Source organism: Williamsia sterculiae, from assembly GCF_900156495.1.
GTDB classification, from domain to species: domain Bacteria; phylum Actinomycetota; class Actinomycetes; order Mycobacteriales; family Mycobacteriaceae; genus Williamsia_B; species Williamsia_B sterculiae.
This window is the reverse complement of the sequence record NZ_FTNT01000010.1, coordinates 24,164-49,884: the sequence shown is the minus strand read 5'-3', so window position 1 is coordinate 49,884 and position 25,721 is coordinate 24,164. Positions and strand designations below refer to the sequence as shown.

At 68.7% G+C, this 25,721-nt stretch carries 24 protein-coding genes and 1 riboswitch; of the genes, 13 read left to right on the top strand and 11 right to left on the bottom strand.

All coding sequences use genetic code 11. The features are described from left to right. The first annotated feature begins 386 nt into the window (after window positions 1-386). A complete protein-coding gene (locus BW971_RS15615) occupies window positions 387-1,289 on the top strand; it encodes an LppU/SCO3897 family protein (protein WP_143690413.1) in 903 nt (300 codons plus the stop codon). Window positions 1,290-1,304: 15 nt separating this feature from the next. On the opposite strand, the gene BW971_RS15610 is transcribed toward BW971_RS15615, so the two are convergent. After that, the gene (locus tag BW971_RS15610) at window positions 1,305-2,957 is read right to left on the bottom strand and encodes a DNA repair helicase XPB (protein WP_076481352.1); all 1,653 of its coding nucleotides are present in this window, start codon (window positions 2,955-2,957) and stop codon (window positions 1,305-1,307) included. A 35-nt stretch (window positions 2,958-2,992) separates the two neighbouring features. Continuing rightward, on the bottom strand, window positions 2,993-5,320 hold the full coding sequence (locus BW971_RS15605) for a helicase-associated domain-containing protein (RefSeq protein ID WP_076481699.1): 2,328 nt from the start codon (window positions 5,318-5,320) through the stop codon (window positions 2,993-2,995). A 44-nt stretch (window positions 5,321-5,364) separates the two neighbouring features. Here BW971_RS15605 and BW971_RS15600 point away from each other — a divergent pair, with 44 nt between their 5' ends. The 4 genes from BW971_RS15600 to BW971_RS15585 all read left to right on the top strand — a co-directional run bounded on the left by BW971_RS15600 (window position 5,365) and on the right by BW971_RS15585 (window position 6,971). After that, window positions 5,365-5,559: a hypothetical protein gene (locus BW971_RS15600; RefSeq protein ID WP_076481348.1), complete on the top strand. Its 195-nt coding sequence runs from the start codon at window positions 5,365-5,367 to the stop codon at window positions 5,557-5,559. A 70-nt stretch (window positions 5,560-5,629) separates the two neighbouring features. After that, the gene (gene moaC, locus BW971_RS15595; RefSeq protein ID WP_143690419.1) at window positions 5,630-6,067 is read left to right on the top strand and encodes a cyclic pyranopterin monophosphate synthase MoaC; all 438 of its coding nucleotides are present in this window, start codon (window positions 5,630-5,632) and stop codon (window positions 6,065-6,067) included. Then, complete coding sequence (locus tag BW971_RS15590; protein ID WP_076481343.1) at window positions 6,064-6,537, top strand: MogA/MoaB family molybdenum cofactor biosynthesis protein; 474 nt, start codon at window positions 6,064-6,066, stop codon at window positions 6,535-6,537. Before moaC ends, BW971_RS15590 begins: the two co-directional genes overlap by 4 nt. A gap of 23 nt (window positions 6,538-6,560) precedes the next feature. Beyond that, a complete protein-coding gene (locus BW971_RS15585) occupies window positions 6,561-6,971 on the top strand; it encodes a molybdenum cofactor biosynthesis protein MoaE (protein WP_327201619.1) in 411 nt (136 codons plus the stop codon). A 233-nt stretch (window positions 6,972-7,204) separates the two neighbouring features. Here BW971_RS15585 and BW971_RS15580 read toward each other — a convergent pair whose 3' ends face one another. From BW971_RS15580 to BW971_RS15560, 5 genes are all read right to left on the bottom strand, one after another. After that, entirely contained in the window at window positions 7,205-7,855 is a 651-nt protein-coding gene (locus tag BW971_RS15580) for a transglycosylase family protein (RefSeq protein WP_076481339.1), read from the bottom strand. A 6-nt stretch (window positions 7,856-7,861) separates the two neighbouring features. Then, window positions 7,862-8,023: riboswitch (cyclic di-AMP (ydaO/yuaA leader) on the bottom strand. 275 nt (window positions 8,024-8,298) lie between these two features. Continuing rightward, on the bottom strand, window positions 8,299-8,550 hold the full coding sequence (locus tag BW971_RS15575; protein WP_234974429.1) for a MoaD/ThiS family protein: 252 nt from the start codon (window positions 8,548-8,550) through the stop codon (window positions 8,299-8,301). Window positions 8,551-8,557: 7 nt separating this feature from the next. After that, window positions 8,558-9,637 carry a GTP 3',8-cyclase MoaA gene (gene moaA, locus BW971_RS15570; protein ID WP_076481336.1) on the bottom strand — a complete coding sequence of 360 codons (1,080 nt, stop codon included), beginning with the start codon at window positions 9,635-9,637 and terminating at the stop codon, window positions 8,558-8,560. Continuing rightward, complete coding sequence (locus BW971_RS15565; protein WP_076481693.1) at window positions 9,634-10,125, bottom strand: flavin reductase family protein; 492 nt, start codon at window positions 10,123-10,125, stop codon at window positions 9,634-9,636. Before BW971_RS15565 ends, moaA begins: the two co-directional genes overlap by 4 nt. Window positions 10,126-10,130: 5 nt before the next feature. After that, window positions 10,131-10,340 (bottom strand): hypothetical protein, encoded by a 210-nt coding sequence (locus BW971_RS15560; RefSeq protein WP_076481334.1) that lies wholly within the window; start codon window positions 10,338-10,340, stop codon window positions 10,131-10,133. A 128-nt stretch (window positions 10,341-10,468) separates the two neighbouring features. Here BW971_RS15560 and BW971_RS22165 point away from each other — a divergent pair, with 128 nt between their 5' ends. Continuing rightward, window positions 10,469-10,885 (top strand): cold-shock protein, encoded by a 417-nt coding sequence (locus tag BW971_RS22165; protein WP_076481691.1) that lies wholly within the window; start codon window positions 10,469-10,471, stop codon window positions 10,883-10,885. A gap of 31 nt (window positions 10,886-10,916) precedes the next feature. Here the strand turns inward: BW971_RS22165 and BW971_RS15550 are convergent, their stop codons facing one another. After that, on the bottom strand, window positions 10,917-11,447 hold the full coding sequence (locus BW971_RS15550; RefSeq protein WP_083710122.1) for a DUF2771 family protein: 531 nt from the start codon (window positions 11,445-11,447) through the stop codon (window positions 10,917-10,919). 3 nt (window positions 11,448-11,450) lie between these two features. Then, window positions 11,451-13,163, bottom strand: coding sequence for an MFS transporter (locus tag BW971_RS15545; RefSeq protein ID WP_083710119.1), 1,713 nt, complete (start codon window positions 13,161-13,163; stop codon window positions 11,451-11,453). Window positions 13,164-13,243: 80 nt separating this feature from the next. Here BW971_RS15545 and BW971_RS15540 point away from each other — a divergent pair, with 80 nt between their 5' ends. Together BW971_RS15540 and BW971_RS15535 are read left to right on the top strand one after the other, a co-directional pair. Continuing rightward, entirely contained in the window at window positions 13,244-14,032 is a 789-nt protein-coding gene (locus tag BW971_RS15540) for a DUF3027 domain-containing protein (protein WP_234974428.1), read from the top strand. Then, a complete protein-coding gene (locus BW971_RS15535; protein ID WP_076481331.1) occupies window positions 14,013-16,685 on the top strand; it encodes a sacsin N-terminal ATP-binding-like domain-containing protein in 2,673 nt (890 codons plus the stop codon). Before BW971_RS15540 ends, BW971_RS15535 begins: the two co-directional genes overlap by 20 nt. A gap of 62 nt (window positions 16,686-16,747) precedes the next feature. On the opposite strand, the gene BW971_RS15530 is transcribed toward BW971_RS15535, so the two are convergent. Together BW971_RS15530 and BW971_RS15525 are read right to left on the bottom strand one after the other, a co-directional pair. Beyond that, a complete protein-coding gene (locus BW971_RS15530) occupies window positions 16,748-18,211 on the bottom strand; it encodes an APC family permease (RefSeq protein WP_076481329.1) in 1,464 nt (487 codons plus the stop codon). A gap of 54 nt (window positions 18,212-18,265) precedes the next feature. Continuing rightward, window positions 18,266-19,528, bottom strand: coding sequence for an aminotransferase class III-fold pyridoxal phosphate-dependent enzyme (locus BW971_RS15525; RefSeq protein ID WP_076481326.1), 1,263 nt, complete (start codon window positions 19,526-19,528; stop codon window positions 18,266-18,268). A gap of 142 nt (window positions 19,529-19,670) precedes the next feature. Here BW971_RS15525 and BW971_RS15520 point away from each other — a divergent pair, with 142 nt between their 5' ends. The 5 genes from BW971_RS15520 to BW971_RS15500 all read left to right on the top strand — a co-directional run bounded on the left by BW971_RS15520 (window position 19,671) and on the right by BW971_RS15500 (window position 25,721). Then, window positions 19,671-20,276 carry a TetR/AcrR family transcriptional regulator gene (locus tag BW971_RS15520; protein WP_076481324.1) on the top strand — a complete coding sequence of 202 codons (606 nt, stop codon included), beginning with the start codon at window positions 19,671-19,673 and terminating at the stop codon, window positions 20,274-20,276. Between the two features lie 440 nt (window positions 20,277-20,716). Further along, window positions 20,717-21,919, top strand: a complete 1,203-nt coding sequence (locus BW971_RS15515) for a serine hydrolase domain-containing protein (protein WP_076481321.1) — start codon at window positions 20,717-20,719, stop codon at window positions 21,917-21,919. A 132-nt stretch (window positions 21,920-22,051) separates the two neighbouring features. Further along, on the top strand, window positions 22,052-23,410 hold the full coding sequence (locus tag BW971_RS15510) for a CitMHS family transporter (RefSeq protein ID WP_076481318.1): 1,359 nt from the start codon (window positions 22,052-22,054) through the stop codon (window positions 23,408-23,410). A 56-nt stretch (window positions 23,411-23,466) separates the two neighbouring features. Further along, window positions 23,467-25,062 carry an ATP-binding protein gene (locus BW971_RS15505; RefSeq protein ID WP_076481315.1) on the top strand — a complete coding sequence of 532 codons (1,596 nt, stop codon included), beginning with the start codon at window positions 23,467-23,469 and terminating at the stop codon, window positions 25,060-25,062. Further along, window positions 25,059-25,721, top strand: coding sequence for a response regulator (locus BW971_RS15500; RefSeq protein WP_076481312.1), 663 nt, complete (start codon window positions 25,059-25,061; stop codon window positions 25,719-25,721). The genes BW971_RS15505 and BW971_RS15500 overlap by 4 nt, the downstream gene beginning before the upstream one ends.

The window sequence follows — 25,721 nt, the reverse complement described above, 5'->3', positions numbered from 1 at the left end:
ACGGTCACCTGAACTGATCCCGTACCGAAAGATTCGAGATGACGAATCCCGAAGACCCCAGGTGGCCCGGCCCCGGGTCTGGTCCCCACGAGCCGCCACCGCAATACGGGCCGCCGCCGGGTCACGGGCCGCCGCCCCACGGGTGGCCTCCGCACCAGGGGCCACCGCCACAACAGGGCTCCTATCCACAGCCAGGCCCGCCGCCGGGACCCGGGCAACCGTCCTATGTGCAGCCACCACCGGGCCAACCGCCGTACGGCCAGCAACCGTATGGTCAGCCTCCCTTCGGCCAGCCTCCATACGGCGGGCAGTCCTTCGGCCAACCGTCTCCCTTCGGCCCGCCGCCGAAACGCAAGCGTCGATGGTGGCTCTGGGCGTTGCCGGTGGTGGCCCTGTTGGTTATCGCCGGTGTGGCAACCGCGGTGGTGCTGGTCCTGCAGGTGTCGCGGCCCACCATCGACAAGGTCCAAGCCAACGACTGCGTGTCCGTCAAGGGGGACAACAGCAACGCCGACGTGACCAAGGTCGACTGTCAGGGAGATTTCTCGTTCACGATCGCCGAGAAGGTGGGCAAGAACGACCCTTGCCCGGGCGAGCAGTACAACCGGATCACCGCGCAGGGTAGTGACGCCAAACTCTGCGTGGTGCCGAACTTTCGGCAGGGGCGCTGCTATCAGGTGCCCGGTGACTCGAATACGCGACTCGTCGACTTCCGCGAGATCCACTGTGGCGACGCGTTGGCACCGAACACCCGTCAGGTCGAGGTGTTCACTCGAACGCCGACCGACTCGACAGCCGACTGCGTCGACGGGGTCAGCTACGACCGCCCCACCGCTGTGTCGTACTGCTTCGACAAGAAGGTCGACGATCTCGGTGAGCTGAACGTCGAGGACTGTGTGAACCTCAGCCGAGCTGACGGTCTGTCCTCCTCGCCGTTGGAGGTGCGCAAGACGTCGTGCGGTGCAAAGGTGTTCAGTTTCACTGTCGCATCCAAGGTGAGTGGCACCGACACCTGCCCGGGGTACGACCGCGTGACCGACCTCCTCCATGGTTCCGGCATGTGTGTGGTCCCGAACATGACACAGGGCCTCTGCTATCAGATCCCCACCACGAGCGACGAACTCACCGATTACACCGCCGCGGACTGCGCGGACACCCCGAAAACCGACACCACCGTCGTCAAGGTGGTCTCGCGGCAGGAGACGACACCCCCCACCTGTGGTGACGGTGAGACGCCGCTGCCGTACAGCCTGCCTAGACCGGTCGGCTATTGCCTGCAGACGCAGTGACCGAGTCGCGAGTACTCAGCCGATTGGGGGTCCCAGCAGATCGTCGGCATCGGTGATCCGGTAGGCGTATCCCTGTTCGGCGAGAAAGCGCTGCCGATGGGCCGCGTAATCGGCGTCGAGGGTGTCGCGAGCGACCACCGAGTAGAAGTGTGCCTGTCCGCCGTCGCTCTTGGGTCGTAGCAACCGCCCCAGCCGCTGGGCTTCCTCCTGCCGCGATCCGAACGTTCCGGACACCTGCACCGCGACTGATGCCTCGGGTAGGTCGATCGAGAAGTTGGCGACCTTGCTGACCACCAGCGTCTGGATCTCGCCTTTGCGGAACCGGTCGAACAGCAGCTCGCGTTCCTTGTTCTTCGTCGACCCCTGGATGATCGGGGCATCGAGAGCCGCGCCGAGCTCCTCGAGTTGGTCGATGTAGGCGCCGATCACCAGCGTCTGCGAATCCGCGTGCCGCGCCAGGATGGACTTCACCACGTTGACCTTGGTGTGCGCGGTGGAGCAGAGCTTGTACTTCTCCTCCGGCTCGGCCACCGCGTACTGCAACCGTTCCTCGTCGGTCAGGGTCACCCGGACCTCGATGCACTCCGCCGGGGCGATCCACCCCTGCGATTCGATGTCCTTCCACGGGGCGTCGTACCGTTTCGGTCCGATCAGGCTGAACACGTCGCCCTCGCGGCCGTCCTCGCGTACCAGGGTGGCGGTCAATCCCAGCCGTCGTCGCGACTGCAGATCGGCGGTCATCCGGAACACCGGCGCGGGCAGCAGGTGCACCTCGTCGTAGATGATCAACCCCCAGTCCCGGGAGTCGAACAGCTCCAGATTGCGGTATTCGCCCTTGGAACGACGCGTCATCACCTGATACGTCGCGATGGTGACCGGGCGGATCTCCTTGCGCTCACCGGAGTACTCGCCGATCTCCTCCTCGGTGAGGGTGGTCCGCGCGATCAGTTCTCGCTTCCACTGCCTGCCCGCGACGGTGTTGGTCACCAGGATCAGGGTGGTGGCGCCGGCCTTGGCCATCGCGGCGGCACCGACCATCGTCTTGCCGGCGCCGCAGGGCAGCACCACCACACCCGAGCCGCCGTCCCAGAACGAGTCCGCGGCCATCTGCTGGTAGTCGCGCAGCGACCAGTCGCCCTCGTCCAGTGCGATGGGGTGCGCCTCGCCGTCGACGTAACCCGCCAGGTCCTCCGCCGGCCAGCCGACCTTGAGCAGCACCTGTTTGAGACGACCGCGTTCGGACGGATGCACCACCACGGTGTCGTCGTCGATGCGGGCGCCGAGCATCGGCGCCACCTTCTTGTTGCGCAGGATCTCCTCGAGTACCGCGCGGTCGAGACTGACAAGGGTGAGGCCGTGCACCGGGCTCTTGACCAGTTGCAAGCGGCCGAAGCGGCCCATGGTGTCGACGACGTCCATCAACAGCGGCTGGGGCACCGCGTAGCGGCTGAAGTTCACCAGCGCGTCGACCACCTGCTCGGCGTCGTGGCCCGCGGCACGGGCGTTCCACAGCGCCAACGGGGTCACCCGGTAGGTGTGGATGTGTTCGGGGGCGCGCTCCAACTCGGCGAAGGGCGCGATGGCGGCTCGCGCCTCGGCGGCCTGCGGATGGTCGACCTCGAGCAGCAGGGTCTTGTCGGATTGCACGATCAGCGGTCCATCGGTCACTCGACCATTGTCCACACTTCACGCAACCCGTGCGATCAGCTGTCCAGCAACTCCACCGAGGTGATCCGGTGCAGCGAGAACCGCTGTTCGTCGTCGGTGGTCTCGTCCACCGCGACGAGTTGCCCGGCGCCCAGCGTGCGCGGGCGCACCACACTGCGGCTGGCCGAACCGTGGGCGTCGACGTAACCCACGCGAACCCGTCGGGCAGCGCGGAGCGCCAACTGCAGCAGCGCGGTGGCCGACTCGCCGCCGCCGCGAGCCCGCGCCGGCCCGCCGGGGGAGGTGACCGTCACCTTGTCGGCCGCGTCCTGCGAACGAATGCGTGCGACGACGACCTGCAACTGGTCGCGATCGGGGACCGCGGGACCGGGACGGCGCAGCGGGGTGCGTCGGGCACCCGTCGACACCGGCACTCGGCTGCCCTGTTCGCGCAGGTCGACCACGGCTCCCGTGGAATCCTCACCCGCGGGCGCGAAGCCGGCGGAGCGCAACTCGTCGAGGACCTCCCGTAGTGACGCGGGCGACACCGCCACGGTGGGCGCGAGTTCACGCAAAGCCAGGGTGGCCGCCGCGGGCGACGACAACACGCCGGCCAGGGTGGCCGCGTCCTCACAGCGGATGAACGCCCCGGCCATCCCCACCCGCAGCTGACCGTGTCGTCGGGCGACGTCTTCGACCAGATAGCGGAACGACTGCGGGACGGGGGTGCGTGAGTGGGTGGTGAACAGGGTCAGCAGTTCGCTGCTGGACCGTCCGGCGTCCAGCGCCCGCCGGATCGATGTCTCGCTGACCCGGTACACCGATGCCGCGCCACCGGATTCCAGGTCGGCGACCAGCGCGACCTCGGCCTCGAGCTCGGCGTTCAACGGGCCGGGCGCGGTGATGGTCAGGTCGGCCTGGGTCAGGAAGTGGTCGATCGGTTCGGGCAGGGCCTTGTGCATCGCCGCGGTCACCGTCTTCTCCCAGTCCTCCTTGTCCCGGTCCTGACCGCCGCGAGTGACCAGGAGGCGTCCCACCGAGGTGAGCGCGCTGTGGGCGACGAGCCCCAGCGAGGTGGCCTCGGCCAGCGTGGATGCCAGCAGGGTGGGGGTGAGACGCCGGGCCCAGCGCGGGTGTCGCCAGTCGAGCAGTGCCGCCAACCGATCGACGTCCACCGGCACTCCGGGACGGCTCTCGGCCATGGCCTGCAACACGAACCGCCGTTCGATGGCCGCCGACACGTCGTGCAACTCACCGGAGAGCACCGGCAACGCCGAACCGTCGGCACCGGCCGAACCCACCTGCCACGGGCGACGGGGGAGGTCGAGCCATGCGGTGGCCAGCGCGAGCCAGCGGCGTTCGGCGGCCTGATGCTGCCAGACGTCGGCCAGGGTGGTCGGCGCCCAGACCGGTTCGTCGAACCGGCGGCTCGGCGGGGGGTCGGGCAACCCCTGTGCGACGACCTTCTCGGCGGCCGACAACTCGACGAGGAAACCGAGGCGGTCGACGTCGATCTCGGTGGTCTTGGCCAGTCGCCGCAACTCGCGGACGCCGAGCCCGCCCGCGCGCAGCACGGAGGCCGGAGCGGCGCCCAGCGCGTCGATGATCGTGGTCACGTGCCGCAGCACCTCGAGGGCCTCACCCCCGCCGGCGGCGTCCACCTCGGACATGCTGAACCGACCCTTGGCGCTACCCGGCGTCAGCTCGGGACGTCGCAGGTCACCTGGCTCGGGTGGGGTACGACCCCGCAGCAGGGCGCCGACGACCGGCGGCAACTCGACGGTCTGGTCGTCGACGCGGCCGAGCAGACCCGCGGCCAGCAACTGCTGCACCGGACGGTCGGCGGGGGCGTCGCGCGCGGCATCGCGAGTGCGACCGAGCGGTGAACCGGTGGCCAGGGTCGACAACAGGTCGTGCTGGTGTTCGGGTAGGGCCTCGATCTGGGCCGACACCTCGGCGACGGTGCGCTCGGCGAGTGGCCCGGCGGTGTGCATGCCGCGCCAGGGCAACGCGCTGCCCGCATTCGCGACCGCCTCGAGCTGCTCACCGGAGTGCCACAGCAGCGCACGGTCGGTCAGCAGGTCCATCCGCTCGACGATGTCGTCCTTGTCGGCCCGACCGTCGAGGGCGGCGATCACCGCTTCCCGGGACAACGGCCCGGCCGCGGCGAGGAACTGTTCCAGTACCGCGACCGCGAGCAGGTCCAGACTCTCGCCGACCAGACCGATGGAACCCGACGCCTGTGCGCGGCGGGCCAGCACTGTCACCCCCGCGGGTGGTGGGCTGGCCAGATCGGGTCGGGCGGCGAGCATGTCGACGAGCTGTTCGTCGGTGCGAGCGGCGAGATCGTCGGCCAGGCTGGGGTGCCGATCGTCGGGGCTCATCCGGTCCATACTAGTGACGCCCGCGACGGGTGCCGCGTGGCAGAATGTCGGACGTGGCTGAGAAGAAGCGGTACATCGACAATGGCTGGCCCACGTCGGACGACGGTGAGCACGAGCACGCGGTGTCGGAGTTCGCGGCGTCGGTGTCCGGCGCGTTGTCGCCGTTCGGTGATATCGAGTTCCCGCTGCCCGCCGATCACCTGCCCTACGTGCACCCGGTGACCGAAGTCAACCGCTGACCCGGTGACCCAGGAGCCGGAGGACCCGACCGGCGGATTGACCCACGTCGGCGCCGACGGCTCGGCGCACATGGTGGACGTCGGTGACAAGTCGACGACCCGTCGAACGGCCGTCGCCGGCAGCACGTTCCACACCACCACCGAGGTGACCGACCTGCTCACCGCCGGTCGGCTACCCAAGGGTGACGTGCTCGCGACCGCGCGTGTCGCCGCGATCATGGCCGCCAAGCAGACGTCGTCGCTCATCCCGCTGTGCCACCAACTCGCGCTCTCGGCGGTCGACGTCCGCTTCGAGGTACGGCCGGGCGCGGTCGAGGTGACCGCGACGGTGTCGACCACCGACCGCACCGGGGTGGAGATGGAGGCGCTGACCAGCGTCGCCGTTGCCGGTTTGACCCTGCACGACATGGTCAAGGCGCTCGATCCGCATGCCCACAACGACGGCATCCGGTTGTTGGAGAAGACCGGGGGTCGTCGCGGGCACTGGACTCGCACGGAGGGGCGATGAGTCGTCGCGCCGCGGTGATCGTGGCATCCACGAGGGCGTCGGGCGGGGTCTATCCCGACCGGACGGGCCCGGTGATCGTCGAGTGGCTCGCCGACCACGGCTTCGACGTCGGTGCACCGACCGTGGTGCCCGACGGTGATCCCGTGGGCGACGCTCTGCGGGCGGCCGTCGACTCCGGCGCGCACCTGATCCTCACGACGGGCGGTACCGGGTTGGCGCCGACCGATCGGACGCCGGAACAGACACGGACCGTTCTCGACACCGAGATCCCCGGTCTCGCCGATGCCGTCCGCGCATCCGGTGGTGATGCCGTACCCACCGCGATCCTGTCGCGGGGTGTGGCCGGGATCGCGGGTTCCGCGCTGGTGGTGAATCTGCCGGGGTCGACGGGTGGCGTACGTGATGGTCTCGCCGTCCTCGCGCCGGTCGTGGACCACGCGCTCGACCAGATGGCCGGCGGTGACCATTGAGCGCGACGGTGGTGCGGGCGGAGGTGACCTCGCAACCGATCGGCGCCGCCGATCTGGAGGCGGGTGTCGTCGCGGCCGCCGAGGGTCACGCCGGTGCGGTGGTGAGTTTCACCGGGGCCGTCCGCGACCACGACGGTGACCGCGGCGTGATCGCGCTGCACTATCGCGCGCATCCCACCGCGGGCGAGGTGGTCGCCGACCTGGTCGCCGGAATCGCCGCGCAGGTGGACGGCGTGCGCGCCATCGCGGTGGCCCATCGGGTGGGAGACCTGGTCGTCGGCGACGTGGCGTTCGCGGTGTCGGTGGCGGCCGATCACCGAGCCGCGGGTTTTGCGACCTGCGCACGGGTGGTGGACGAGGTGAAGGCCGCACTCCCGGTTTGGAAACACCAGTTCTTCGCCGACGGCACCGACGAATGGGTCGGTACCGCCTGAGCGGAACCGCCACCCGCCCCGACTCTCGGCCCACTCGACCGGAACAACGGCCCACTCGACGGGGATAAACGCCCGCTCGACGCTGATAAGGGCACACTCGACGGGGTAGAACCGGCACGCCCGCCGAGCGGGCCGAAATCTGCGCCGGCATTGGAAAAGGACCCCACACGGGAGTGATCCTCGTGTGGGGTCCTTCGTCTGTGTCCGCGCGGGGCGCGGGTATTCAGATCCGCTCAGGGAAGCGGGATGAGGCCCTTGTTCTGGTTGAACAGCTTGACCTGATCCGGGGTGAGCTGGAAGCCGCTGGCGTTGGCCTGCTCCCACAGCTTCTTGATGGCCGGGTCGAGCTTGGAGGCCTGAACCGCCGCGTCGAACTGCTTCTTGGCGTCGTCGCTGGTCTTGGCTTCGGGAGCCTTGGCCAGGCCGGAGCCGCTCTCCTGGGTCGGGGCCTGCTGCTGCGGGGCTGCGGGGGCGGGGGCCGCCGGGGTGTCGGTCGGAGCCGCGGAACGCGGGGTCGGCCCGCTGAGTCCGGTACCGCAGACCGGCCATGCGCCTGCACCCTGTCCGGCGAGCACCTTCTCGGCAACGGCGATCTGCTGCTGCTTGGTGGCGCTGTCGGCCGACGGTGCGTACTGGGTGCCGCCGTATGCGGCCCAGGTGCTCGGGGTGAACTGCAGTCCACCCTGGAAGCCGTTACCGGTGTCGATGCCCCAGTTGCCGCCCGACTCGCACTGCGCGACGGTGTCCCACTCGGAATCGGTGGCGGCGTTGGCGCTGCCGGCACCGAAGGCCAGGGTGGCGCCGCCGCCGACGACGGCGGAGGTCAGAGCGAGCTTGGCGACGGTGCGGCCGGTGGCAGTCGGTTTGCGGTGACGTCCGGACATAGATGTGTTCCCTCTCTCCACGCGCCTACGAAGTCAGCTGTCGGGTTCGAGCGAGAGGCTGCTCGGCCCTGCGGTGCAGGGCTACACCCCGAGGATCTCTGTGCGAGATCCGGTCTCCTGGGAGATGGTGGGTCCCCCGTCCTCGCTCCTGAATTGCTCGTGTCTGCCCACTGATCACGGAGCGAGGTTGGGCGCGGTGATCAGCTTTGTGGATGTTGTCTGTGGTGACCGCCGTGGCGGCCGAGACAGACGCTACGAGAAAACAACGATGAAGTCACAACATGTCGATCGGTCGATTCGAGCCGACCGGAGGCCTGGACGGTGTGTCCGAAGCGTCACCGCAGATCACGGGCATGAGGGTCAGTCCGTGTCCTGCTTGTTATTGCATTGTGATGTGATAGAAGTCACAGCCATCCGGACGGCCGACACGCCGGGGAGCGGTCTCAGCCGCCGGCAAACGGTGGCAACACGTCGAGTTCGAGGCACGGCGCCACCGTCTCGGCCCGGCTCCGAACCGCGACCTCGTCGCGCAGGAACGAGCACTGCGGCAATACCCGGGCCAGTTCCGGGTTCGCATGACCGAGCGTCACTTCCAGCCCGGCGAAGGTGATGTCGTCGGGGAGGTCCACGACAGCGGTGTCGGTACCGGCCGCGGCCGCGGCGGCGGCGAAATAGCGGATGTGGATGGTCTGCACCGAGCGGTCAGCCTCCGATGGCCGACATCGGCCGACGCGGTTGCAGGAAGTCGGGGTCGTTGATGGCGTGGCCGGGCAGCTTGAGCCAGGTGGACCGGCGCCACCGCAGCGCCAGTTCGTCATCGTTCGCACCGGCTCGCAGCAGGTCACGCAGATCTGTCTCGTCCTCCGCGAACAGGCAGTTGCGCACCTGACCGTCGGCGGTGAGCCGGGTGCGATCACAGTCGCCGCAGAACGGTCGGGTGACCGAGGCGATGATGCCGACCTTGGCGGGCTCGTCCGCGGCGTCGGTGAACCCCGGCACCCGCCATGTCTCGGCAGGAGCGGCGCCCCGTGGTACCTCGTCGGGGATCAGGGTGAAATCGGTGGACAGGCGGGCGAGGACGTCGTCGGCAGACACCATGGCCGACCGCGACCAGCCGTGCTCGGCGTCCAGCGGCATCTGCTCGATGATGCGCAGTTGATATCCGTGGGTCAGACAGAAAGCGAGCAACGCCGACGCGTCGTCGAGGCCGCCGTCCGGACTCAGCACCGCGTTCACCTTGACCGGGGTCAACCCGGCGTCGGCCGCGGCTCGCAGGCCTGCGAGCACGTCGTCCAGGCGGTCGCGGCGGGTGATGTGGGCGAATCGATCACGGTCCATGGTGTCCAGCGAGACGTTCACCCGGTTCAGGCCGACGGCGGCCAGGATCCCGGCCTTGCGGCCCAGCGCCAGACCGTTGCTGGTGACGGAGATCTCCGGTCGCGGGGTCAACGCGGCGACCTCGGCGATGATCTCCGGAAGGTCGCGACGCAGCAGTGGTTCACCGCCGGTGAAGCGAACCGCGCGGATGCCCAACCGCTGCACGCCCACCCGGACCAACCGGACGATCTCGTCGGCGCGGAGCGTGGAGTCCCGCGACAACCAGTCCAGTCCCTCGGCGGGCATGCAGTACCGGCACCGCAGATTGCACCGGTCGGTGACCGACACCCGCAGGTCGTGCACGGCGCGGCCATGGGTGTCGACCATCGGCCCCTCCGTCGGCATCCCCGGCGCGGGTTCGTGTGGTCGGGTCGGCAGGGGCAGTCCGAGGTCCGTGGCGGTCATCGAATACGCGCCTCCAGGGCACGGAAGGTGCTGGCGTGGAACACCAGCGGTTCCACACCGACGTCGGCGTCGAGGGCGTCGATCTTGAGCAGCACCAGGATGTGGTCGCCTGCCGGGATCTCGTTGTAGATCGAGCACGACAGCTTGGCCGCGGCATCCGGGATGAAGACGTCACCGTTCTCACCGAACTGGGGCTCGATGCCGTCGAAACGGCGCTCGGCCGGACCGGCCAGCTGCTTGCACAACTGATCCTGACCGCCCGCGAAGACACTCACCCCGATACTCGGGGCGGTCCGGAGGCGTGGCCAGGTGGTGGAGGTGTTCTGCACACACAACGACACCAGCGGCGGATCGAGGGAGACGGTCGCGAACGAGCTCGCCGCCATCCCGACCAGTTCGGTCTCGTCACCCGCGCAGACCGCGACGACGCCGGACGGGAAGCAGCTGAACGCGCGACGCAGCGCTGCATCGTCACTGACGGGGTACATCGTGATCACGGTCGACGCCTCCCTGAGCGTAGAGCGAAGACGAGCCCCGCGACGAAGCCGAGGGGCGCGCACATGGTGAGCAGATAGACGAACGTGGGCAGGGTGGTGCCGTGGTCGACCGCAGGCGTGACGAACAACGCCGCGATGGCCAGCACACCGACCGCGAACAGCGCGACCGCGGTCCGCAACAGCCAGTCTCCCGGGTGGGTACGCATATGACCACGGTAGTTCAGGCGGCTACCATGAGTAGGGGACGCGTCTCGCGAGGACACCTGTGGTCGTCGACGGGGCGCTTTCTTTTGCAATCAGTACTCATGTGTGACGACGGATGAAGGTGAGCACGGTGCCGACCGGCAAGGTGAAGTGGTACGACGCGGAGAAGGGCTTCGGCTTCCTGTCCCAGGAGGGTGGGGAGGACGTCTACGTGCGGTCTTCTGCATTGTCCGGCGGCGTCGAATCACTGAAACCGGGCCAGAAGGTGGAGTTCGGGATGGCCGCGGGCCGTCGCGGTCCACAGGCGCTGTCGGTGACGGTGCTCGAGCCGGCCCCGAGCGTGACCAAGAACACCCGTGAGGCGGAGCGCAAATCGGCCAAGCGACACACCCCGGACGAGTTGCACGGCATGATCGCCGACCTGATCACGCTGCTCGAGGCGAAGGTCCAGCCCGATCTGCGCAACGGCCGCTATCCGGACCGCAAGACCTCCCAGCGCATCTCCGAGGTCGTCCGCGCCGTGTCCCGCGAGCTCGACAGCCACTGAGCCGCAGCGGTCGTGGTCGACCGCGACCGCGTCACTTCTTCCGGTCGTACGGGGTGGTGTCCAACGAGAGGTATCCGCGCACGTTGGTCTGGTCACCGACGGCCACCGCGGACGGCACCTGCACCTCCACCGACACCAGCGTGCGGTCGGCAGTGGAGCGCAGCACCTCCGTGTAGGTGGTCTTGGACAGCTTGACCGCGATACCGGGTTCCTGCACTCCCCGCGGGGTGGCGTACTGCGTGACCAGAAACCACGGTCCGGAGGCGATGTCGGCGGACACCGACAGCATCAGGGTGTCGCCGGGCTGCACCGGGAACGCGGCGGGACGGCGGGCCTGGGTGCCTGCGGGCGGATCGCACTTCTCGAGCTTGACGTCGCACCACACCGACGGACGCACCCTGGCGAAATGCGACCCCGAGGTCACCTGCAGGTAGGGCTCATCGGGGTCGTCGTGGCCGCTGGTCAGTGCGAACACCAGACCGCCGACCACGGCGACGAACACGACTGCGACAACCAGGATGATGGCGAGTGCCTTCTTCTCGCCCGATGACACCGCAACCACGGGTCAACGATAGCCATCGGGTCGGGGGAAGGATCCCGTCGGCATGGCCTGCACCGGTCGCTTGCCGCCGAACCCGGGGATGAGAGAGGACCCGCGGAAGCTCATCACCGTCTGCGCCAGCCCGGCGGCGAGCAGGACGGCGACCACCGTGAACCCGATCCACAGGGTCGGCGGGAGCAGCACACCCAGCGCGGCGCCGAACACCCAGCTGAGCTGCAACACCGTCTCCGACCGCCCGAACGCCGACGCACGGGACTCCTCGGGCAGGTCGTGCTGGATGGACGAGTCGAGGCAGACCTTGCCGATGGCGCTGGTCCCGGAGGCGACCAGCGCGGCCAACACGGCGAACAGGATGTTGCCGAACACCGCGGCCAGCACCGCGACGGCCAGACAGGCGCCGGTGCTGGCGACAACTATCAACGATGGGTTCCTCAGTTCCAGGCGGGTGCCCGCGGCGTTGCCGACGAAATTGCCGATGCCTGCGGCCGCGCCGACGCCGCCCAACATGGCCAGCTGCATCCACCCGCTGTGCGAACCCTGGTTCGACTTGGCATAGAACGCGATGAACAGGGTGAGGAAACCGGTGAGGATGCGGATGGTGCCGTTGCCCCAGAGCCCGGTCACCACGAGTCGTCCCAGCGGCTGGCGGATGGTGGCGGCCAGGGCGGCCGGGGTGAATGCGCGCTTGTGTTCCCGGGTCTCCTGTCGCGTCTCGGTTCCCGGCCGGGCGGGTTCGCCGTGGTAGGTCAGCGTGGTGGGGACCTCACCCGCGGTGACCTCCACCCAGGACGGGATCCGCATACACAACACCGCCCCGACCAGCGCGATGACGGCCAACCAGACCATCGCGCCGGGCAGGTGCAACGGCAACCACTTGCCCAACATCATCTCGAACGCGGCCGCGATCGCGCCGCCCAGCACCGTGCCGCCGACCAGGCCGAAGGTGGTGAGCCGGGAGTTCACCCGGACCAGGTCGATCGACGGCGGCAACACCCGCGGCGTCACCGCGGACTTGAGCACCCCGAACGACTTGGACAGGACCAACAGGCCCAACGCGCAGGGGTACAACACCCACGGGTCGTAGGTCACCTGATGGCTGGTCGCATCCCAGGCGCAGTTGGCCATGATCAGCAGCGCCAGCAGCACCCGGAGTCCGAAGGTGGTGGCCATCGCGATCCGCCGACCGCGCTGCAGCTTGTCCAGCATCGGCCCGATCAACGGGGCGACCAACGCGAACGGCGCGATGGTCAGCAGCAGGTAGAGCGCGACCTTGCCCTTGGACTCGGCGTTCGCGGCGGCGAAGAACAGCGTGTTCGCCAGCGCGACGGTCATCGCCGCGTCGACCGCGTAGTTGACGATCGTCGGGTAGGTGAGCGCCTCGAGTCCGGAACGGTCGGCGCCGTCCGCGGTGGCGGCGCTGCGCAGTTTGCCCCAGCCGCGGAAGGTGAGCTCGCGTCCGCGCATCGCCGCCACCCGGGTGACGGTGACCTTGCGCGGTATGGCCCGGGTGCCGCCGGGACCGTGCGACGGATCGTCGGGCGGCGTGGTCTCGTCGAGCGGCGGCAGGTGCGGGTTGTGCGTGGGCGGTTGCCGATAGGGGTTGCCGTTGCGCGTTCCGTCGTGGCCGGTGCGCGGATGTGCGCCGCCGGAGCGCGGCGTCCCCGCGGGGTAGTTGGCCGCACCCGGGTGGTCACGTGGATCCCGGCTGCTTCTCATCGAATCAATTGTTCCTCATCGCCAGGACGTCACCAACCCGCAACGCGGGGTTCGGAGCGGGATACGGCACACTGGACACCGTGAACGCTGCACTGGACGTCGCGACGACAGACGGGGTCGGGAACCCCGACGACCGGCTGCTCGCCGCCGTGGATCTGGCGCGCGCGGCCATCGAGTCGACCGAGGACGGTGCCGTGGGCGCACACCTCGCCGCCGAGGCCGCGGGTGACTGCGCGGTCACGCACTACTTCGAGGCCGACGTACCCGGATACCGGGGATGGCAGTGGTGTGCGGTGGTCGCCGGATCGCCCGGCGGCGACGAGGTGACCGTCAGCGAGGTGGCGCTGCTGCCCGGTGCGGGGGCGCTGACCGCCCCCGAGTGGGTGCCGTGGAACCAGCGGCTACAGCCGGGTGACCTCAACCCCGGTGATGTGCTCGCCGCGCCCGAGGACGATCCGCGATTGGTGCCCAACCAGATCGACAACGTCGATCGCACGCCGGTCGACGACCCGCAGATCGGCGAGGTGTCGATGGAGCTGGGGCTCGGCCGCACACGGCTGCTGTCACCCTTCGGTCGCGACCTCGCCGCCGCACGCTGGTCCGCCGACCGCGGACCCGAGTCGGACATGGCCCGCGCCACCAAGTTCTGCTGTTCGACCTGTGGTTTCTACATCCCGGTGACCGGCGCGCTGCGCGCCGCGTTCGGGGTGTGCGCCAACGCGATGGCCGAGGACGGCCGGGTGGTCGCCGCGGGCTACGGCTGCGGGGCGCACTCCGACGCCACCCAGCCCGCCGGGGAGGGGTCGCCCGCGTACCCCGCCTACGACGACGGCGCGGTGGAAATCGTCGGTGACGACAAGTCCGCCTGACCTCGACCCGTTCGACACCGAGACGCTGCGCGCGTCCGTCCTCGGCGCCTGGCGTGCGTCGCCGACGCGGTTGGCCGAGGACGTCGCCACCGAGTCCGATCTGACCGGGGTCGGTTATCGCGACCGACTGTTCACCGAACTGGCAGCGAACGCCGCCGACGCCGCGGTCCGCGCGGGTGTTCGCGGCGCGATGTCGGTGTGGACCACCGATGGTCGTCTGCACGTGGCCAACCGCGGTGCGCCGCTGACCGCCGCGGGGGTGCGCGCGCTGGCTGCGACCCGCGTCTCCGACAAGTCCGAGCCCGGCTTGGTGGGTCGGTTCGGCGTCGGTTTCCATGCTGTCGCCGTGATCGCCGATGCCGTCACCATCCGCTCGGTCCGGGGCGGGGTGGCGTTCGACCTCGCCCGTACCGCCGACGCTGTCGGCACGGTCGGCCTGCCCGGGCCGGTGCCGCTGCTGCGGCTGCCGTGGCCGGTAAACGAGGCGCCGGCCGAGGGCTTCGACACCGAGATCGTCATCACCCCGCGCGCGGGCATCGACCTCGACCACCTCCTCGACCGCTGCGCCGACGAGGCCCCCGAACTGTTGTTGGAGCTCGAGGCGCTGGACCGGATCACCGTGACCGGCAACGTGTTCGAGCGCTCCGGCGGATGGTTGCCGGTGTCGACCACTCACGCACGCTGGCTGATCCACGGCAGCGCCGAGCGGGTGCGCCCGCTGCGGGAGACCGTGCTCTGCGCTCCCACTCGTACCGACGTCGAACTCACCATTCCTGCAAAAGTTTTCGCTGACATCGCGATCACGGCGGACCGGCGGTCGTTGCACCCGGACGCCGACATCGCGTCGCTGGCCGACGGTTACCACCGGTTGCCGCTGGCCGTCGCCGCCGACCAGCGCGTCGCACTGGTGCCCGCACCGGGTTTCGCCCGCAACTCCGTCGACGAGACATTGCGGGCGGCCATCCTCGACGACCTGTCGCGACATACGTGGCTGCCGGGTGCGGATGGCGCCGACCTGGTGCCGTCGCGGGCCGTGGTATTCGCGGACCTCCCGGTGGTCCTGGCCGACCACCTCGCGGACCTGCTGGGCGGGCTGGTCCACCCCGCCCTGTCGGGTCGCGGCGGCCTACCCCGCCTGCGGTCGGTGGGGGTCACCGAGATCGGGCTCGCCGAGCTGGCCGAGCGGCTGACCGGGGTGCAGCGACCGCCCGGTTGGTGGCATGACCTCTACGAGGCGCTCAGCCCGTCGGTGGTCGACGACCGTGCGGCCGCCGAACTCGGGGCGCTGCCGGTGCCGCGGGCCGACGGCCGGCTGCACGTCGGAGCGCGCGGGCTGGCCATCGGGCCCGACCGGGCGACCACCGCGATTCCCTGGATCCCCACCGTGCACCCCGACGCCGCTCATCCGTTGCTCGAACGACTAGGGGCGCGTCGGATCCCGACGGCGGAAGTCCTGGCCGATCCGGCGCTGCGGTCGTGGCTCGACCAGGATCCGGACGACGCGGACCCGGACGACCTCGCGAAGGTCACCGACGCCGTGATCGCCCTCATCGCGGCCGAGCCGGACGTCGCGGTCCCGGACTGGCTGGGTGCGATCCTGCTGCGCAGCACCGACGGTGAGCTGCGTCCGGCCGACGAGCTACTGCTGCCCGACAGCCCGCTGGCGGCAGTGTTGGCCCCCGACGCACCGTTCGGCATCCTCGCCGACACCGACCACCCCGAGGTGGTGCGCAGACTGGGGGTGGGCTGGGGTTTCGTCGTCGTCACCGACGACCTGCCGACCGGACCCGACCACGACCTGCCCGACGAGGACCGGTGGTGGGACCGGTCCGACGAACCGCCCACCCGCCTCGCCGCGGTCCGCGACCTCGACCTCGTCGACGACTCGGCGTGGCCCGAAGCACTCACCCTGCTGGCCGACGACCCGGCGGTCGCCGACCAACTCCGCGACCGGGACGGCTACACCGCGTGGTGGTTACGCACCCACGCCCGCATCGACGACACCCCGTTGTGGGCGCTGCGCGCGCCCGGCGACGCCGCGACCGCGGGCCTCTACGACACCCTCGACCATCCCCGCGCCGACGAGCTGGGGGCCGCGCTGGCCACCATCACGGTGGTCGACGACGATCAGGCGGTACTCCTGCTCGACCACCTCGCCGATCCCGCACGCGCCATCGCGCCCGGGGTGGTCACCGCCGCACATTCCGCGCTGGTCGCCGCCTACCGGTCGGGCGCGCTTGACCTGGACCGGGTGGACGCACCCGCGCGGGTACGTGCCGTGGACGGGTCCACCCCGTCCTCGGCGCTCGCCGTCGATGCCGCGCAGTACCTGCAGATCCTGACACCCGGCGACGTGGTTCTCACCACGTCGCCGCTCGCTGCAGACGATGCCCGCGACCTGGGCACCGTGCTCGACATCGGTACCGCAGGTGAGGAACTCGACGTCGTCGTGATGGAGCTCGGGAACCCGACCATCTGGCGCGACTCCGCCATCGCGGTGCTGTTCGCCACGGCGCGTGAGATGGCGTCACCGATGGGGGAGGTGCGGTTGCACGACCGGCTCGTGGTGCGGGTCACCCGGGGCGGCACCGTCACCGACCATGCGGTCGCATACTGGTTGGACCGTGCGGGGGTCATGCACCTGCAACGCTGAACGGAGACGTCGATCAGATCTCGGCGGGGTGACGTCGCCTGCCGGCCGAGGCGCCCGGCGTCTCAGGCGGCTTCGACGACTTCCTGCGGTGCCTGCCCGCGACGAGCGGGGGCGCGGTGCCGAACTGCGTGGACGGCGAAGCCGGCCACCAGTGCGACCAACAGGATCAGGGGAACCAGACGCGCCCCCAGCGAATTCGACCCGACGAGCACCGAATAGTTCGCCACGATGGCCGCGCAGGCGAGGAGAGCGCCGACACCTCCCAACAGCGGCGCGGTGACGGTCGACCACGCGAATCGCGCGCCGTTCCGGATGAAGTAGACCACGACGGAGATGGCGACAAGAGCTTGAGCGGCCACTATCCCCAACGTGAACAGACCCGTCAGCGACGTGGCGAGCCCGATGTAGGGATCCGCACCCGTCGCGGCGAAAGCGATGAACAGGAGAAGTCCGATGCCCGCGAGGGCCGTGGACGCGCGGGCGGGCGAACGAAACGTCGGATGCAGCGTGGCGAGTGTCCTCGGCAGTGCGCCGCGGTCGGCGAGTGTATGGGTATAGCGCGAACTCGCGTTGTGCAACGCGATGAAACAGGCCATCAGTGACGTGACGAAGAAGATCTGGACCACAATGGTGAACGTCGAGCCGAGCTCGTTGCCTGCCACGGTGAAGACGAGATCGCCCTGGAGCTCACCGGCTTTGGCGACCGCGGTCGAGGTCCCGAGTGAGCCGATGATCAACCAGGCGGTCAGGACGTACAGCGCACCGATGGCGACCACCGCACCGTAGGTCGCACGCGGGACCGATCGACCGGGGTCGCGGGTCTCGCGGGTGTACAGCACGGCCGATTCTACTCCGATGAAGCTCGTGAACCCGATCAGCACTGCGGGTCCCAGGTTGCCGGACAACGCATGGGAGAGGGCGAACACGTCCACCGGGAACGCGCTCGCACCGTGATTGACGATGATCGCCAGATCCAGGGCGACGACGACTGCGACCTCGGCGACCATCAGCGCCAGCAGCAGTCGGGCCGACAGGTCCGCGGCGCGGCGACCCAGGGTGAGAATGATCCCGTAGGCGACGAACGAGTAGACCCACCAGGGGATGTCGATGCCGTGCGAATGTGCGATGAGGTTGCCGAAGTATCCGGTCGATGCCGCGAGCGCGAGTGAACCGGTCCAGTATGCGATGCCCGTCACGTACGCGACCCCCAACCCGGCGCCCTCGCCGAGTCCGGCGCGGACGAGGTCGGCGAAGCCGCCCTCGGCTCGGACCTGTCGTGCCAGGCGGATGAATCCGGTTGCCAGACAGGCGATGATGATCGCAGCGGCGAGGAAAGCCGCGGGAAGACCTATCCCGTTTCCGAGGACGATCCCGATCGGCAGATTGCCGATCGCGACCCCGAGTGGTGCCGCTGCGGCGACGATCATCAACAGCAGGTGGCGGGTGCGTAAGGTGGCGCCTGCCGTTGGTGTCCCGTCACCATCGGCGCGAATCGTTGTGCTGGCTGAATCTGCTGAACTGGACATGCTGTCTCCGTGTCGAGATGTGGAAAAGTGGTGGAAGGTCGTTCGTGGCCGCGCTCAGAGCGACTGCCGGACCGCGCTCGCGCCGGCGGCCGCGGCGGTCAGTGCCGCGTCGATGGTGCCCTCGGTGTGCGCTGCACTGACGAACCAGTTGTGCCAAGGATGCAAGAACACACCGAAATCCAGAGCGGTCGAACAGAAGACGTTGGCCAGACGTAGGTCTGGGTCGTCGACGAAACGAATCTTCGGCATCGTCACCTCACCCGAGACGATGAGTGGAACCTCGTGATCCTCCGCCACCGCTCTGAGTCCTGTGACCAGACGCTGTCCCAGTGAGTTCATGTGTTCGACGCCGCCGGTGTTCACCAGCTCGTGAACGGTGGCGATGGCCGCAGCCATCGGAACCGACTGGAGCCAGAAGGATCCGGTGAGATAGACACTGTCGGCGGCGTCGCGCAGTTGGTCGGTGCCGGTGATCGCGGAGATGGGATAACCGTTCCCGAGTGCCTTGCTGAATGCGGACAGATCGGGGCGAACCCCGATCCGCTCCCACGACCCCCGAACGTCCAGGCGGAATCCGGCACGGACCTCGTCGAGTATCAGCACGGCGCCGATGCGATCACACAGGGCCCGCACGCCTGCTGCGAATGCCGGGTCCACGGAGGCGAGATCTCCGAAGCCGTCATGGAAGAACGGGGTGACGATCACCGCCGCCACGTCACCGTCGTTTTCGGCGGCCGCGGCTTCGAGCGAGGCCAGATCGTTGAAGGCGAACTCGACGATGTTCACTCGATCTGCGTCGGTCACCCCGGCTGGGATGGGGGTGAAGGTCGGGTTGGATCCGTGGTACGCCGTGGTGGCCTTCAGGATCTTGGTCCGACCCGTCGCGGCCCGTGCGATGGTGCAGCATGCGGTGGTCGCATCGGTGCCGTTCTTCCCGAAGATGGCCCAGTCGGCGTGCGCGACAGTGTCCACCAGCAGTTCGGCGAGTTCGACGAGGCGAGCGGAGGGCCCGTTGTTGATGTCGCCCAGGCTCATCTGTCGTCGGACCGCCTCCTCGACTGCGGGATGCGCATATCCGAGGAGTACCGGTCCCCATGAACACATCAAGTCGATGTACTCGTTGCCGTCGACGTCGCGGACGTGCGCTCCGACGGCGGTCTCGTAGAACTGCGGGAAGTTGGTCGGGAGCTGTGTCTTCTCCACCGCGAGGTGTCCGTACATCCCGCCGGGTATGACACGGTGCGCCCGCGCACGCAGGGCGCGGTCGTGGACTCCGGACCCGAGAGTCGTGGCTGAGCTCGAGCTGGTCGTCGTCATGGGGGTACCTCTCAGGAGTTCCGAAACCGATGAGGAGAAGGTATTTAATACACGCGTCCGATATAATTCCGCGATGTAAAGTTCCGGTGAAGTCGTCTCGGGGTGCTGTGTCCTACCCGTCGGCTCGCGTATGAGGAGTGATGTGCCCAAGATCGTGGATCACGAGGAGCGACGTGGACTGATCGTGGCCGCGACGATGCGTGTCGTGGACCAGGTCGGCCTGGAGGGAGTGACGGTCCGCGCGATCGCGCGCGAGGCGGGAGTGTCCACGGGCGTTCTCGCGCACTACTTCGCCAACAAGGCGGACATCCTGGTCGCGGCGCACAGGGCGGCGTTCGAGCAGGTCGCGAATCGGATAGAGACTCTCAGATCGACGACGCGGGACCCGGTCGACCTGCTGTGCCGGGCACTCGAAGAGGCACTTCCGCTGGACAGACTCCGGTTGCTGGAGGCCCAGATCGACGTGAGCTTCTTCGGATTGGCGCTGCACGACTCCACCCTTCGCGCGGCGCGACAGGCGAGCTATGCATCGACGGTCCTCGGGTGGCAGGAGCTGATCGAGGAGGTCGTCGACCTCGGGTTCGCACAACCGGGTGTCGACTCGACGGCACTGGCCGTCGAGACCGTCGCCCTGATCGACGGGATCTCCGTTCAGGCAGTTCTCTTTCCCGAGGAGATGACGGTTGCTCGCCAACGCGAGGTGATCCGACACCACGTGAACAGTTTCACGCGCAGTAGCGTCGCTTAGCCCACGGCACCTTGGCGTGGGCGCCGAGAGCAGCCCGGTCCTCATGCGGGCGAGAACTGCGATGGAATTAATCCGGACGTTCGTAATAATATTTACCCACCGAAGGTCGCCCCCACCCGGTCGGTGCCAGGCCGAACATCCGAGAGATGGGACCACACATGAACATCGACGACGGAGTGCGCTCGACGGCCGCGGTCACTCCTGAACCGGCGGGCCGGCGCCGACGGCACGTGCGTCGAGGCGCGATCTCCCTACTCGCTGTCCTGGCTCTCGCGACACCGATGAGCGTCGCACGGGCAGCGCCGTCGAATGCGTTCGGGCCAAACGCATCCCCCACCGCGGTGACGGATGCGCGTGGTCTTCTCGCGGCCGTTCAGGGCGGCAGAGTTCTCGGTGTCCCGCCGCTGCCGTCTGTGCTGTCGGGAGCGTCGAGGACACTCATGACCCCGGAGTTCTGGTCCACCTTCGTGAAGGAGGCCACCGAGAACAACCGGATCCTCCTCCCGACTCCGATAGATCCGGTGAAGCCGGATCTGGTCCTGCCGCACGCCCCCATCGCTTCCGGTGATCCGGCGGCGCTGCACGATGTCTCGGTTCCGCTCGAGAAGATCGCCTACTCCTGGGACGGCCGGTCGAAGACCGTCGGTGACTACCTGAAGGACTCGGGCACCGATGCGATCGTCTTCGTCCACAACGGAACGGTCATCGCCGAGTACTACGAGAACGGGTACTCACCCACCGTCGCGCATCAGGCGTGGTCCATGACCAAATCCTTCGTCTCGACGCTCGTCGGGATCGCGCGTGATCAGGGTCGCATCCGGTCTCTGGACGATCCCATCGACCGGTACGTGCCCGAACTGCGTGGAACCGCCTGGCGGGGGACCGCCATCAGGAACATCTTGGAGATGAGATCGGGTATCGAGTGGGATGAACACACCTCTTCGGTGGCCGACAACAATCAGATAACCGAGTGGATAGATCTGGCGCTGGACTACTACTCGCGTGGAGCGTTGGGCAGGACTCGTGACGAGTACCTCAGTTCACTGCCACGAGTTACGCCGCAGGGCACCACATTCAACTACAACAGCGGCAACCCCCAGGTCCTCGCCTGGATGCTGGAGAAGCTGTACGGCAAGCCGTTCAACGACGTGTTGTCGGAGCAACTGTGGAAGCCGTCGGGTATGGAGGCTCCTGCCGACATCATGACCGATCGGACGGGCGCGGCGATCGCGTCCGAGGAGTTGTTCGCACGGCCGCGGGATTTCGCCAGGTTCGGTGAACTGATGGGGAACGACGGACGGGCCGCGAATGGTCGCCAGGTGGTCTCGGCGGCCTATGTGCGCGAGGCCACCGCGCTGGTCCCGTCCCGCGGTGCGGTGGGCGATGATTTCGGGAACGGGACAACGGTCGGCGACGCGGTCAGTGCGGGCGGATACGGGTATCAGTGGTGGAACGGAGCCACGCCGGACGGCTTCCAGGCCAACGGCTTCCAAGGGCAGTACATCACTGTCGGTCCCGACGCCGGTCTCACCGGAGTCCGATTGGCCCACACCGTTCTTCTCAATCGAGGTGGGGACTACGTCGGTGGGGGAGCCGCTGAATGGCATGCCGTGTATCGAGCGGTCATGCACCATCTCGGTTGAGGGGGCGCGGTACGCGCGCACAAAGCGCAAAACGCGCCTTAGGCGCACAAGCGTGATTGTGATGCGCGTTACTCACACACTCATCGGGTAGTCCAGATCACCTGGTTCAACCCGAAGAGATCGGCGTTCGTCATGCTCGTAGCCCTCGGCCTCCTGATGGTGGCCACGTTCATGTTCCTCATCATCACCAAGCGAGCCACCCCGGTGGTGGCCCTGATCCTGGTGCCCGTCGCGTTCGGGTTGTTCGCAGGTGCCGGCCTGGGCATCAGCGACATGATCACCGACGGCATCAAGGACCTCGCGCCGACCGCTGCGATGCTGTTCTTCGCGATCATCTTCTTCGGGATCATGATCGACGTCGGACTGTTCGACCCGGTGGTGCGGGCGGTGGTCCGGCTGGTGCGCGACGACCCGGCCCGCCTCGTGGTGGGTACCGCGGTGCTGGCCATGGTGGTCTCGCTGGACGGTGACGGATCCACCACGTTCATCATCGTCACCTCGGCCCTGCTGCCGCTGTACCTCAAACTCGGGGTCAGTCCGGTGGTGCTCACCGTGGTCGCGGGTCTGGCCAACGGCACCATGAACATCGTCCCGTGGGGCGGTCCGACCGCCCGTGCCGCGTCCGCGCTGAAGATCTCCCCGTCCGACGTCTTCGTCCCGATGCTGCCGTCACTGGCCGTCGGCCTGATCATCGTGCTGCTCTTCGCCTATCACCTCGGGGTGATGGAGCGCCGCCGCATCGGCCGGATCGTGATCCGCGAGCGGGTGCTGGTCGGTGCCGGCGGCGACACGGTCACGACCACCGGCGGTGACGGACCGGAGACGACCGCGATCACCGGCGGCGGTGACGGATCCGACGCCGACCGGCCCGACGCCCGACCGCGGTTGTTCTGGGTCAACGCCGCCCTCACCGTCGTCCTGCTGGGGCTGCTGGGCGCTGACATCCTCGCCATCCCGGTGCTGTTCATGATCTTCGCGGGGCTGGCCCTGGTCATCAACTTCCCCAAGGTCTCCGAACAGCAGGCGGCGATCACCCGACACGCGTCGAGCATCGTCTCGGTGGTCGCGATGGTGTTGGCCGCGGCCGTGTTGACCGGGGTGTTCGCGGGGACCGGCATGGTCGAGGCGATCGCCGGATGGCTCACCCACATCCTGCCGTCGTCGATGGGGCCACACCTGGCCGTGGTCACCGGCTTGCTGTCCATCCCGCTGACTTTCCTGATGAGCAACGACGCGTTCTACTTCGGGGTGCTGCCGGTGCTGTCGGAGACCGCGTCGCAGTACGGCATCGAGCCCGCGGAGATGGCCAGGGCGTCCATCACCGGTCAGACCGTGCACATGCAGAGCCCGCTGGTCCCGGCGATCCTGCTGTTGGTGGCGCTGGCCGGGGTGGGCCTGGGTGATCATCACAGGAAGGTGCTGTGGCGCGCGGCCGTGGTGTCCGTCGCGATGCTGGTCGTCGGCGGACTCGTGGGCGTCATCCCGGTGTAGGTGGCCCTGGTGTAAGTGGTCCCCGTCGGGTGTCGGCGATGTCTAGGCTGTCGCCCATGCGGCTGCGGACTCAGGTGTTGGCGCTGCAGATCGTGGTGATCCTGCTCAGTCTGCTCGTCGGTTTCGGGTATCTCATCTACGGAACCGACGACCGACTGCGTTCCGAGTACGGGCAGCGGGCACTGGCCATCGCGCGGTCGGTGGCCACCGACCCGGACGTCCGCGCCGACGTCTGCGCGCGTCGCGGCGATCGGGTGCAGACCGAGGCGATCGCCGTCGCACAGCGCACCGGGGCCCTTTTCGTGGTGGTCGCCGATGCCGACGGCATACGGCTTGCCCACCCCGACCCCACCCAGATCGGCAGATCACTCTCCACCGACCCGGCCGTGGCGTTGTCCGGGCGTGAGGACCTCAACACCGACCGCGGCACCCTCGGTGAATCGGTCCGCGCCAAGGTGCCGGTGTTCGGTCCCACGGGTGGGGTGGTGGGACTGGTCAGCGTCGGCATCTCCACGGCGGCCATCGGCGACGACCTGCGCCACGACCTGCTGCGAATCGCCGGGATCGCCGTGTTGGCGCTGGTGGTCGGCACCGTGGGGTCGGTGCTGTTGTCGCGACGCTGGCGACGACTCACCCTGGGCCTGGAACCCGACCAACTCACCGAGCTGGTCCGCGAACAACAGGCGGTGCTCCACGCTCTGGGCGAGGGGGTGCTCGCGGTCGACGCGTACGGGGTGGTCCGGGTGGTCAACGACGAGGCGCGCAGGCTGCTGGCACCGACCGGTGACGTGGGCGATCCGGTGATCGCTGTCGGCCTCACCCCGCGGGTGCTGGAGGTCGCGATGACACCCACCGCGACCGCGCGGGCGGCAGCGGTGGGGGAGCGGATCGTCCTGGTCCGCTCGCATCGGGTGACCCGCGACGGAACCGACCTCGGGCTGGTGCTGTCGGTGGTCGACCGCACCGACGTCGAAGAACTCGGCCGCGAGGTCGACGCGATCCGGTCTATGACCGACGCCCTGCGCGCGCAGCGCCACGAGTCGGCCAATCAGATGCACGTGGTCGCCGGGCTGATCCGCCGGGGCGACGTGACCGAGGCGAGCGATTACCTGGACGAGATCGGTGGACTGCGCCGGGACGCGGCCGCCGACGGCGGCCTGGACAACATCGCCGAACCACACCTGCACGCCTTCCTGGCCGCAAAGATCGTGCAGGCGCGTGAGCGGGCGGTCATCCTGCGGATCGGTGACCAGAGCTGGGTGCAGGGTGCGTTGGCGAGACCGCCGCTGGTCATATCGGTGCTCGGTAACCTGATCGACAATGCCCTCGACGCCGCGGTCCGCGCGACCACACCCCGCCCCGCGACGGTGGAGGTGGAGGTGATCACCGACGGCGCCACCCTCCTGCTGACCGTCGCCGACAGCGGCGACGGCATCACCATCGACGTACCCGGCCGGGTGTTCGACGAGGGGGTCACCACCAACGTCGCCGACACCGTGCCCGGTGGTCGGGGGATGGGTCTGGCCCTGGCACGGCAACTCGCGCGGTCGGTGGGTGGGGACATCACCATCGCCGACCCGGGCGGCAGCACCGGTCCCGACAACCCGCTCGGTGGCGCGGTCTTCGTCGCCGTACTGCCGGAGGCACTGTGACGGATCTACGGGTTCTGGTCATCGATGACGACTTCCGGGTCGCAGGACTCCACCGCGGCATCGTGGAAGCACTGGCCGGGTTCCGGGTGGTGGCGACCGCGGGGTCGCTGGCCGCGGCCCGGTCGGCGCTGGCCGATCATCCCGACATCGACCTGGCGTTGGTGGACGTCTACCTGCCCGACGGCTCCGGCATCGACCTACTCACCGAACTGCCCTGCGACGCCTTCGTCGTGGGTGCGGAGAGCGACGCCCGAGCCATCCGCGCCGCGCTGCGCGCCGGCGCCCTCGCCTACCTGATCAAGCCCTTCGACCGCGCTGAACTCGCCCGCCGACTGGCCGGGTATGCCCACTATCGTCGGGTGCTGGCCGCCGACACGGTCGACCAGGCCCAGGTGGACACGGCGCTCGGTGCGTTGCGGACCGGCGGTCGCGGCGCCGATCGTCCCGAAGGCGGGTCGCAGACAGAGGAGGCCGTCCTCGCCGTCTTCACCGATCCCGACACCGCTCTGTTCGCCGACGATGTGTCGGCAGCGGTGGGCATCGCCGCCCCGACCGCGCGTAAGCACCTTGCCAACCTGGTGGCCGCGGGGACCCTGATCATGCGGCTGCGGTACGGATCCACCGGCCGACCGAAGCAGGAGTACCGGCGCGCCCGATGA

Coding starts and splice junctions, on each gene's coding strand:
- BW971_RS15600 (WP_076481348.1), top strand. CDS start 5,365: ATGTCGGACGTGGCTGAGAAGAAGCGGTACATCGACAATGGCTGGCCC.
- BW971_RS15505 (WP_076481315.1), top strand. CDS start 23,467: ATGCGGCTGCGGACTCAGGTGTTGGCGCTGCAGATCGTGGTGATCCTG.
- BW971_RS15560 (WP_076481334.1), bottom strand. CDS start 10,340: ATGCGTACCCACCCGGGAGACTGGCTGTTGCGGACCGCGGTCGCGCTG.
- BW971_RS15545 (WP_083710119.1), bottom strand. CDS start 13,163: ATGAGAAGCAGCCGGGATCCACGTGACCACCCGGGTGCGGCCAACTAC.
- BW971_RS15525 (WP_076481326.1), bottom strand. CDS start 19,528: ATGACGACGACCAGCTCGAGCTCAGCCACGACTCTCGGGTCCGGAGTC.
- BW971_RS15510 (WP_076481318.1), top strand. CDS start 22,052: ATGCTCGTAGCCCTCGGCCTCCTGATGGTGGCCACGTTCATGTTCCTC.
- BW971_RS15565 (WP_076481693.1), bottom strand. CDS start 10,125: ATGTACCCCGTCAGTGACGATGCAGCGCTGCGTCGCGCGTTCAGCTGC.
- BW971_RS15580 (WP_076481339.1), bottom strand. CDS start 7,855: ATGTCCGGACGTCACCGCAAACCGACTGCCACCGGCCGCACCGTCGCC.
- BW971_RS15590 (WP_076481343.1), top strand. CDS start 6,064: ATGAGTCGTCGCGCCGCGGTGATCGTGGCATCCACGAGGGCGTCGGGC.
- BW971_RS15515 (WP_076481321.1), top strand. CDS start 20,717: ATGACCCCGGAGTTCTGGTCCACCTTCGTGAAGGAGGCCACCGAGAAC.
- moaC (WP_143690419.1), top strand. CDS start 5,630: ATGGTGGACGTCGGTGACAAGTCGACGACCCGTCGAACGGCCGTCGCC.
- BW971_RS15605 (WP_076481699.1), bottom strand. CDS start 5,320: ATGAGCCCCGACGATCGGCACCCCAGCCTGGCCGACGATCTCGCCGCT.
- moaA (WP_076481336.1), bottom strand. CDS start 9,637: ATGACCGCCACGGACCTCGGACTGCCCCTGCCGACCCGACCACACGAA.
- BW971_RS15530 (WP_076481329.1), bottom strand. CDS start 18,211: ATGTCCAGTTCAGCAGATTCAGCCAGCACAACGATTCGCGCCGATGGT.